Genomic DNA, 9,594 nt, shown 5'->3' on the forward strand with positions numbered 1-9,594 from the left:
TGATGGTTGCCTATTATAAAGCATATTCTATCAATATTTTTGTTATAGCCTACCTTTTTTAATATTTCTTTCGCTACTGCTGGTCCTTCCTTTTCTTGATAGACACCATCAATAGAACCGTATTTTTTTTGTGCTTCAACCGCACCAATATCATGTAGTATAGCAATAATACTAATGAATTCTTTTTCTTCCTCTCCGATATTTTCTCCTTTCATTATATCTTCTGCATTTTTCAAAACTTTGAGAGTATGCTCTATGCCAAAAGGAATTTATTTGAATACTTCTTTCATCTCTATAATAATTTTTTCTTTAAACATAAATTACCTCTATTTATACCTTATAGGTGTTTTAGTTCTATCTATCCACTTTTTTGTTCGCCGATACAATCAGCATCATGGGACGGCGCATTTCATCCTGCATCCCCGGAATATCCATCATGTTTTCCGGCGGCTGCGGCTCCACAATCTGATTTATTATAAAACCATTTGAAAGCAGTGTATTTAGATATGTGGTCAGTGTTCTATGATATTTTGTAACCTTTTCTCCCAAAAACACAGCTGTCCGTTTGCCCTCATAATAATAATTATCCACCGGAAAATGCAGTATTTCTCCTTTTTCGTTATAATGCCAGTCTTGTGTTCCATAGGCAGTAAAAACAGGATGTTCAACCGTAAAAACTAGCTTACCACCAGACTTCAGTATTCTATATATCTTTTTTACTAAAATCTCATAATCTGCTACATAGTGAAACGCAAGTGAACTTAATATTACATCAAAACTCTCCTCTGGGAATTCCACATCTTCTATAGCACAGCATTTATATTCAACCTGTGGAAAATGTGTTTTTTCTTTGGCTACCTCGAGCATTTTATGAGAAATATCAACACCTACAACAGAAGAAGCACCGTGTTCCATCGCATAAATACAGTGCCATCCATAGCCGCATCCTAAATCAAGCACACGCTTATCTTTAAAATCCGGCAGCAGCTTTCTCAATGTTTCCCATTCTCCTGCACCGGCTAGTCCCTGCTGTGAGCGACTCATTTGACTGTATTTTTGAAAAAATATATTATCATCATATTTGTTTTCTTTCATCTGTATTCCCCTCGTTTAAAAAGTTATTTATCTCCGTTGCAAGTTTTTTCACTTATTTATAAAGCTTCTCGGTCATATCGTAGCATTCAAAAAGTGAAAGACCGAGTACTTCAAAAATATGATTAACCCTTTCGGCATATTTTTCAGGTTTATATTCAAAAGTTTCAAGCAGTTTTATAGCTTTCTTTTCGTTAATGCAATAAGCATTATTGCATGCAAATAGTACTTGATTTAAGCATGAAATAATACGAAAAACATGGCCTGCAATATAATATTTATCCTCTGCTCCCGCATTTGCTTTTACAAACATTAAAGAGAACTCTGCTTCAAATATAAAAAAGTTTATCAAGCTCTTCTTTAGAGCACCAGGGTAAATTTCTGCCTGATTTTTTAATTCGCATAAGCTTTCATTCTTAGCATATTGTATCTTGCTGATCGCCAATTCTCCACGATACATAGCACTTATATAACCATGGGGATGCCCAGTCTGATAATTGGCAGTAACAATTCCTTGCTCCGTATCTTTGATTATTTGTTCCACCCGTTTTATATCACGTAAAATCAAGTCAACATGATACCCGTTTATAACTAACCATCCGCCGCCATTAACCCAATCACCCCACGCTCCGGGAGGTACAACAAGGTCGTTTCTATTCTCATCATCCAATTCTGTAGCAATTTGATTAATCGCTGTCAGGTCAAATGATTCTGAATTGTAATAGATTCCGATATCTATATCAGAATCCTCTGTATGGGTGCCTCTTGCACGTGAGCCCCCTAATACAATGCCTTCTATGCAAGGCAAAGAAGATAATTTCTCTGTTACTATTTGAATTACATTATCTACCATACGAACACACTCCTTTTATCGATTAAAGACAAAATACTTTCTTTCCGTAGTTCTTCGGGAAGTAATCCTTCCCGATCTGCCAAACATACTGGTCGATTTGCTTCAAGCTAAATTTATCCAAGCCATAGAAGGCACGGAAATCAATCAGTATATAAGTCTGAGCTGCTTCTTTCATAACCTCATTTGCAAATACAACCTTAATCCCGGGTCGTTCAAAGCCTACATCCATGCCACCGGCTCCGGTAAACCAATTGCTCTTCTATGTCCCTTTCGTCCGCGCGTTCTTTGGCTCCTGCCAAGTCAAAGATATACGGGTCTTTCAACAGGTAGTTGGCAAGGTCGCTTTGAGGTGCAGGAAGCGTGGCTGTGAAATTATTAACCTTGTTGTTGCTGATTTGTCTGCTATATAAGTTGGTCTCAATTTGTATTTTAAGAGCATTGCTGCTCCAGCCCATTTCCACGGACTGTTTCATGTACCAATAGCTTACACCCAATGGAAGCGAACCGTTAAGCATAATCACATGGCTTGCCCAATTGGTTCTTGCAACAGGTGATGCCAAGAATAAATCTTCTATATCCTCTATTTATATTTTATAGATGGTTGCTACTGTTTTTGCTACATTCTGAAATTGCGCAGGAATCTCCTGCGTAATTTCTAAAGATTGATTATCAGCTGATTGTATTTGCGCAGTAAGCTCCTGCGTAAATTGCCCGCTGTTGAGTTTAAGGACTTCATTAGTAATGTTTTGAATATTAGGGACTGACAGTATTGAATCTGCTTCAATAAAGCTACGAAGTACATTTAACGGATATAAACGGGCAAACTGGCACATATAAGTAAGATTACGCTCCGAATATCCTTTCTTTTCAGGATAGTTGAACCGGATTGCCTGTGCCAACTTCTTGATAATTTTACCACCCCAGCCATGCAGGTTTTGCTGGTACAGTATATAATTGCCCATTTTCCAGTAATGGAACAACATCTGGGCATTGGCAGCTGTAATGAGACGGACTTGCGCCTGTTCTATTTCCGAACCGACAGCATGGACAAAAGCGTCAAAATTCCTTTTATCTATATTATGATTATTGTTACTTTCCATATTAATAAATCTTGTTCTGACAAAGATAACTTTAATAATGATAATCTATGAAACTGATTGATACTTTTATAGTTGGTTAAACTTGTTCATTGCATTAGCCTTAATATCATCGGCTATGTCAATGTAGGGCTTCATGGCTTTATAATCACTGTGTCCTGTCCATTTCATTACAACCTGTGCCGGAATACCTAGAGCCAGCGCATTACAGATGAATGTTCTTCTTCCTGCATGAGTGCTGAGCAATGCGTATTTCGGGGTAACTTCATCTATGCGCTCATTCCCTTTATAGTAAGTTTCACGTATAGGTTCGTTAATTTCTGCCAGTTCTCCCAGTTCTTTCAGATAATCATTCATCTTCTGATTGCTGATGACTGGCAGTGCCATGTGATTTTCAAAATGGATGTCCTTGTATTTTTCAAGTATGGCTTTACTGTACTTGTTCAGTTCAATACTCAGACTATCTGCCGTTTTAACGGTGGTGACTTCTATATGGTCGGACTTGACATCACTTCTCTTTAGGTTGCGAACATCTGAATAACGCAGACTGGTAAAGCAACAGAACAGGAAAACATCCCGGACACGTTCCAGATACTGTTTGTCTTTGGGTATCTGATAGTCTTTAAGTCTGTTCAGTTCTTCCCATGTCAGGAAGATTACCTTCTTGGGGGTGGTTTTCAATTTCGGTTTGAACGTATCGTATGCTATATTCTGGTGATAGTCTTTCTTGAAGCTCCACCGCAGGAACCATTTGAGGAATCCCATTTGTTTACCGATGGTACTGTTCCTCATATCCTTTTTGTCGCGCAGGAAATTGACATATTCGTTCAGTCCGAATTCATTGAAATATTCAAAGGTTAAATCTTCCTTGAACTCCTTGAGGTGATTTTTAACGGCTGCAAACTTTTCGTATGTGGATTCAGTCCAGTTATTCTGGTTGCCGCATTCTTTTACAAATTCATCGAATACCTCCCAAAAACTTATCTTTACGTCTTCCTGGTCTTCACTTGTATCTTTCATCCGCAGGTTGAATGCGTCCTTTAGCTGTTGGGTAGTGGGCATGGCCTCCTGTACCTCAAATTCCTTGAACACGTTTTGAATTTCGGTATAGTATTTCAGCAGATCGGCATTGATTTCAGATGCACTTTGCTTTAGTTTGTTGGTACACCCGTTCTTCACTCGCTGCTTGTCAGCATCCCACTTGGCTACATCAATGCGGTAACCCGTTGTAAACTCAATGCGCTGACTTGCGTATATGACACGCATACGGATAGGCACGTTCTCCACGATTGGCACACCGTTCTTCTTCCGGCTTTCCAATGCAAAAATGATGTTTCGTTTGATATTCATAATTGGGTGTGTTTGAAATTCTACACCCAAATATACACCCAATATTTGGAATAGCAAAAGATATTCAGAAAGATTTAGATTTACTATGTACTCCAAATAGTGCTTGATTATTAATGATTTGCAATTTTATGATATTTCTTGAATATGTAGGTTCGAGAGCCTGTCTCTCCGCCAGGAACTGAAAAGCAGCAGTTTAAAAGCATTTCACCCCAGTTTTACCGAAAAGTAAAGCTGGGTTTTTTATTGCCTAAAATCATAAAAAGCAGACACATTCTTTGTCTTTAATCTGCCTTTCCGTATATTTACACAAACAATAAAACCTGAATCCACATGAAAAATAAAATGGCCCTACTGGCATTGGCCGCCACGGCATGGTTGGCCACCACCGCAAACACACCTGTCACCAGAAGTGTAGAAAACCCCTTCATTGAGTCTGCCAACACCATGACACTCGACATTTCGAAAGTGGAACTGAGCGACACGGCCACGGTGCTCTATACGGACGCCTATTTCCGCCCGCACTACTGGATTAAAATCAGTTCCGAATCTTACCTGCAAGCAGAGGGCAAGAAATATGCCTTGAAAGGTACACAAGGCATTGAAGCCGATTCTCTTTTCTGGATGCCAGAAACAGGAGAAGCCTCCTTCCGGCTGAGTTTTGAGCCCCTCCCCCGCGATACACGCTCGTTCGACTTCATCGAATCCGATTGCGACGACTGTTTCAAACTGTTCGGTATCGACCTGACGGGAAAAACGGAAGCCACCGTGCCGTCTGACATCCCGGCCGAAGCCATCCGTATGACCGAAAACGTGCCGTCTTCCCTACCTGCTCCCTTGTTCAAAATGGGTGAAACCGCAGTACACGTCCATCTTTCAGGTTACCGGAAGGAGTTGGCAAAGGAAGTGAATCTCTATGTCAATACCTTGCTGAACGGCCAGCAATCTTTCACCGCTCCCATCAACCCCAACACGGGAGAGGCTGAATTCAAGTTCTGGCAGTATGGTTCCGCACAGGCTTTTGTTCTTGCAGGAATAGGAGTAAACCGGTTCTGGCTGGCTCCAGGCGAAGAAATAGACTTGTATGTTGACATGCACCAAAGCGGACAGATGCTTATGGACCGCCGGACGCAGAAAAAGCAACTTCCTCCTTTCAAAAGTACACCGGAATGTTATGTCACAGGCACATACGCTGGCTTGAGCTCTCCCGCATTGTATCCGGATAAACCTTACAGCATGAATCTCTATTCAAAGGAATTTGCAGACTACAAAATGACAGCCGCCGAATATACCCGGCATGTCGTCCAACTCTACCAGTCACTGTCCGACAGTATCGCACAAAGCGACCTGCCATCTGTAGGAAAAGAACTGACCCTGCTAAAATTAAAACAGGAAGCTGTGGAAGCCATAACCCAAGGCGATGCCCTCCGTACATATAATTACCGGATGGTACACAACCAGTGGGACCGCAACAAACCGCTGGACATAAAGATTGACTCGCTGACAGCCGGAAACCGTGTCGCATTGTGCAAGCTCTTCCCTGTCGCCGACGAGCAACTGCTGATGGGAGAAAATATCATGTCCTATGCCTACAGCATCTCCAATCCACTCATCACCTGGCCCGAAGAAGCCGGACTGAAAGGTACCTTTGCCGAAGACCTGCAACGGGTCTTTCCCTTAGTACAGAAAGCCGCGAATGTCTCACTGACCGAGACCGACCGGAAAACACTTGAAAGCGTACACAACCCGTTCTACCGGGATGCGATTCTGAAAATGCAGGAAAACACACAAATCGCTCTCAAGGCGGTAGAAGGAAAGGCAATTATCGAAAAGACACCCGAAGTAACCCCGGACAAGCTCTTCGAGGCCCTCATCGCGCCCTACAAGGGAAAAGTCATCCTGGTGGATTTCTGGAACACCTGGTGCGGACCTTGCCGCATGTCTATCCGTGCCAACGAACCGCTGAAGGAACAGGAACTGAAGAGCGACAACCTGGTATGGATTTACCTTGCCAACGAAACGTCTCCCCTTGTCACTTATAAACAGGCGATTCCAAACATCAAGGGGAAACATTTCCGCCTGAACGACGAGCAATGGAAGTATCTTTGCGAACAGTTCAAGATTGACGGTATTCCTTCGTATGTACTAGTGGACAAGTCCGGACACTATCAACTCCGCAACGACTTCCGCGACCATGAAGTCATGAAAAAGACCTTGAAGGAAATGATTGAATAACCTCAAGTTCACCAGGTGAGTTTTCCAAAGAACATGAGAAAACGAAAGGGAAACATGCCATAAATAACAGAAAAGCCAACTAATTCACAATACTTTGTATATGGATTAGTTGGCTAATTTTATAGAATCTACTGAATTCCCCTAATTTAAAATAAGGCTGTGCGAGTAAGCAGAAAGCGAAGGGAGGCTCATTCCCTTCCTTTTGCATTGAACCGGAACCCCAGCCCTAGCATCAGGTTGTTGGGGTCTTTAAAGTCATGCAACTGATATCCCACATGCAAGAAAAGATTCTTGGTGATATCGGTTTTCAAAGCCAGTATCTGATAGAACGAATCGGTGTCGGCCCCTTTGCAGATGACATTCCGGCCAACGCCCAGATTGATGGAAAATATCGGCATCACGACCTCTGCCCGCACGGAAAGCCCTACGGCAAACTGTTCGCGGAAAGGGGGACGATAAAACTTGATGGTCGCGGCATCGGGTTGCCCCACACTATTGGCTATGTAATTGGAAATATTGGCGCTTTCATCGTACTGTGCATCGACCGACACACCGGCTCTGAAGTAACGGCTGAAGTTGTACATTGGCGTAAAATTCAGTCCGAGGATACCAAACGAACCAGGCACCAGCACAGGGTCTCCGCCTTCCGGAAACACCCCTTTCTTTCGGGTGGCTCCGTACACGATAAGGTCGTAACTGACGTAGGGTTTGAAAGGCGGACGCCGAACAAGGCCTGAAGAGGCATCTGCCAGCGCAGCACGCGATCCTCCTCCGAAATAACGTGTAAGGCCGATAGTGGCTCCCAGCGTATTCACTCCCGAATTGGGATAACCGGTATTCCCGTTTGAAAAGTGCGTTGCACCGATTCCTGCCCGCAGGTTCGTCTGCGCATCCAGCTGCCAGTTCAACAGGAAACTCAGGTGAATATAGGCATTCATTCTGGAACCTACCACCCTGTTGTAGGGATTCGACTCTGCATCAAATTTTTTCCACCCGAAAGAGGCTCCGAAATTCCATTCATAGTCCAACGACAACCGGGGAGTAAAACTGGCTATGCGCGAGGTCTGAAAGGCATATACAGACCAGGGATTCCCCAGTTCGGAAGAATGGAAAAACGTGTTATACCCCACCCCGATTCCTTGTACGGCATGAGGATACATTCGGCCGAAATAAGAGTCAGGCGCAAACTTGAACCCATACTTCAAATGAACCGACAGATTTTTCCGGATGGGAGCAAACGTGGCATTGTTTCCGGCAAAGAACTCATGCGTAGGGAAAATATAAGCCGGCTTGACATCAATGCCTGCCATGTGAATCATTTTTCGGGAAAGGCTGTCCTTGCCATCGGCATAGAGAGAAAGTGCACGGAAAAATACAAGTGCACACATGCACAGTCTGACTGCAAGTCTATTTATCTTCATCAGTAATTGCAATAGGAATGATTAAATAATTAAACGGTTTCTTGCTGGAAAGCGTACCGGAGATTACCAGCTTCTTTCCGGTCAGCGAGTTGGAAAGATAGGCCTTATAAGGTACGTTATACTGCTCTATTCCATTATACACTTCCAGACGTACGTGCTTGCCAGCCTCTACCGTTTTCGATACCTTCAACTCCTTGTCGAGCCCCGCATCCAGCCGTTGTTCATGATGACGGAAAGAGATTTTCGTGCCATACAATCCCGGTGTGCCGTTCACGATATCCGGAATCTCCACCTGGGAAGCAGCATCGCCCAGCAACTTCCGTAAATCGTTTTCATCTCCTCCCCAGCCGCCATACTGCATGTAAAACTCCACGATACGGGCTGAATTTTTATAAGGATAAAAATACAATGTGACGGGGCTACTGGCATTCAGGGTATTCACTTCCATCTGTTCCACGGGTTCCAGCATGTAATCGGAGGAAGAGAACTGACTCCAGTCGTATGCCACACTGTCTATCTGATATTTACGGGTAGGAGAAAAAGACACGCGAATCACCTTCTCTTCATAACGGTTGCCCACCCTGACAAACGTTTCAAACGGCTGGTCATAGAGATTCTCGCCGGAAATAAAATGTAACTCATTACCGTTTCTTTTTTCTATACGAAAATCCAGAAACGTATTCTTACAATACACAATGCCGGTTTCTCCTTCCTCAAAAGGAAGATATTTGGAGTTTTTTCCTTCCAGATCTGTGGCAGACACATCCACCCCTTCTCTCATATTCTCTATACCCAGAATATCCCAGTTGTCTGCCTCAAAGCAAACAGTTACTTCTTTTTCTGTTTCGGATAAGGACACAGAAGGTTCTGACGACAGGAATCTGTCAACAAAAATATCGCTGTTGCATCCGGAAAGAAGCCACGCGACAGCAAGAATACCGCATTGCAGCATACGGAATGTGCTTTTCATCATCACATGCATTTACTTGTTCATAAGTTCGTTGACTAGCAAGCAGACGGGGAGCATTTATCCACCCTCAGCAAGCATTTTCAGGGCATAAAGTTAGAGAGTTTTTCAATATGACAAATATATCCCTGCAAAAAAGCCCGGCATTGACACATTTTTTAGCAATGACGGGCTTACAGGATGTTTCAACTTTATATAATCCGCAAATCGAAATGTTCGCGCGTTTCAAAATGAAAAGTTCATTTCACAAAACGAAGCGTATAATTTAAAGCACTCTTTATTCCATTTGAACTGGTCAATTCTAAGCTAAAAATAACAGAAAAATAACTTGCAAATATCAACAAAAATCACTATCTTTACATAGTTAAATTGAGGTCGTTTACCCTCAAATCAGTTCAGTTTTGTATTCCCCTACCCTATCAATATTCTAAAAAAATTCGGCCGGCTTCGCCGGTATTTGAATACCTTTTAAATGGAATTCGGAAACCATCCGAATCCCGTTCTTTCGTTTTAGTCGCTTCGCTCCACGCTTTGGCGCTTTGCGCTTACGCCACCTCGCGTATCGCCTTGTACGCTGCCACG

Annotated in this window: 7 protein-coding genes and 2 pseudogenes; 1 reads left to right on the plus strand and 8 read right to left on the minus strand. The window is 42.8% G+C overall.

Annotated elements, in window-relative coordinates; all coding sequences use genetic code 11:
* The 6 genes and pseudogenes from ACMJ0U_RS04405 to ACMJ0U_RS04430 form a co-directional block, all read right to left on the minus strand.
* A partial coding sequence (locus tag ACMJ0U_RS04405; RefSeq protein ID WP_417128435.1) for an HD domain-containing protein occupies nucleotides 1-269 on the minus strand: 269 nt, incomplete at its 3' end.
* Nucleotides 270-354: 85 nt separating this feature from the next.
* Nucleotides 355-1,095, minus strand: coding sequence for a class I SAM-dependent methyltransferase (locus tag ACMJ0U_RS04410; RefSeq protein ID WP_032541185.1), 741 nt, complete (start codon nucleotides 1,093-1,095; stop codon nucleotides 355-357).
* Nucleotides 1,076-1,945, minus strand: a pseudogene (locus ACMJ0U_RS04415) (nucleotidyltransferase domain-containing protein). Before ACMJ0U_RS04415 ends, ACMJ0U_RS04410 begins: the two are co-directional and overlap by 20 nt.
* Nucleotides 1,946-1,967: 22 nt before the next feature.
* Nucleotides 1,968-2,120, minus strand: coding sequence for a hypothetical protein (locus ACMJ0U_RS04420; protein WP_234564434.1), 153 nt, complete (start codon nucleotides 2,118-2,120; stop codon nucleotides 1,968-1,970).
* Nucleotides 2,121-2,190: 70 nt separating this feature from the next.
* Nucleotides 2,191-3,045: pseudogene (locus ACMJ0U_RS04425) on the minus strand (DUF1016 N-terminal domain-containing protein); the annotation flags it as partial.
* Between the two features lie 66 nt (nucleotides 3,046-3,111).
* The gene (locus ACMJ0U_RS04430) at nucleotides 3,112-4,392 is read right to left on the minus strand and encodes a site-specific integrase (protein WP_202191334.1); all 1,281 of its coding nucleotides are present in this window, start codon (nucleotides 4,390-4,392) and stop codon (nucleotides 3,112-3,114) included.
* 330 nt (nucleotides 4,393-4,722) lie between these two features.
* Here ACMJ0U_RS04430 and ACMJ0U_RS04435 point away from each other — a divergent pair, with 330 nt between their 5' ends.
* A complete protein-coding gene (locus ACMJ0U_RS04435; protein WP_417128430.1) occupies nucleotides 4,723-6,624 on the plus strand; it encodes a TlpA family protein disulfide reductase in 1,902 nt (633 codons plus the stop codon).
* A gap of 188 nt (nucleotides 6,625-6,812) precedes the next feature.
* Here the strand turns inward: ACMJ0U_RS04435 and ACMJ0U_RS04440 are convergent, their stop codons facing one another.
* Together ACMJ0U_RS04440 and ACMJ0U_RS04445 are read right to left on the minus strand one after the other, a co-directional pair.
* Nucleotides 6,813-8,012 (minus strand): acyloxyacyl hydrolase, encoded by a 1,200-nt coding sequence (locus tag ACMJ0U_RS04440; RefSeq protein ID WP_417128432.1) that lies wholly within the window; start codon nucleotides 8,010-8,012, stop codon nucleotides 6,813-6,815.
* A gap of 19 nt (nucleotides 8,013-8,031) precedes the next feature.
* Complete coding sequence (locus ACMJ0U_RS04445; protein WP_417128434.1) at nucleotides 8,032-9,015, minus strand: hypothetical protein; 984 nt, start codon at nucleotides 9,013-9,015, stop codon at nucleotides 8,032-8,034.
* Nucleotides 9,016-9,594 lie beyond the last annotated feature (579 nt).

Source organism: Phocaeicola sp. (assembly GCF_048170425.1).
In the GTDB taxonomy this organism is placed as follows: Bacteria; Bacteroidota; Bacteroidia; order Bacteroidales; family Bacteroidaceae; genus Phocaeicola.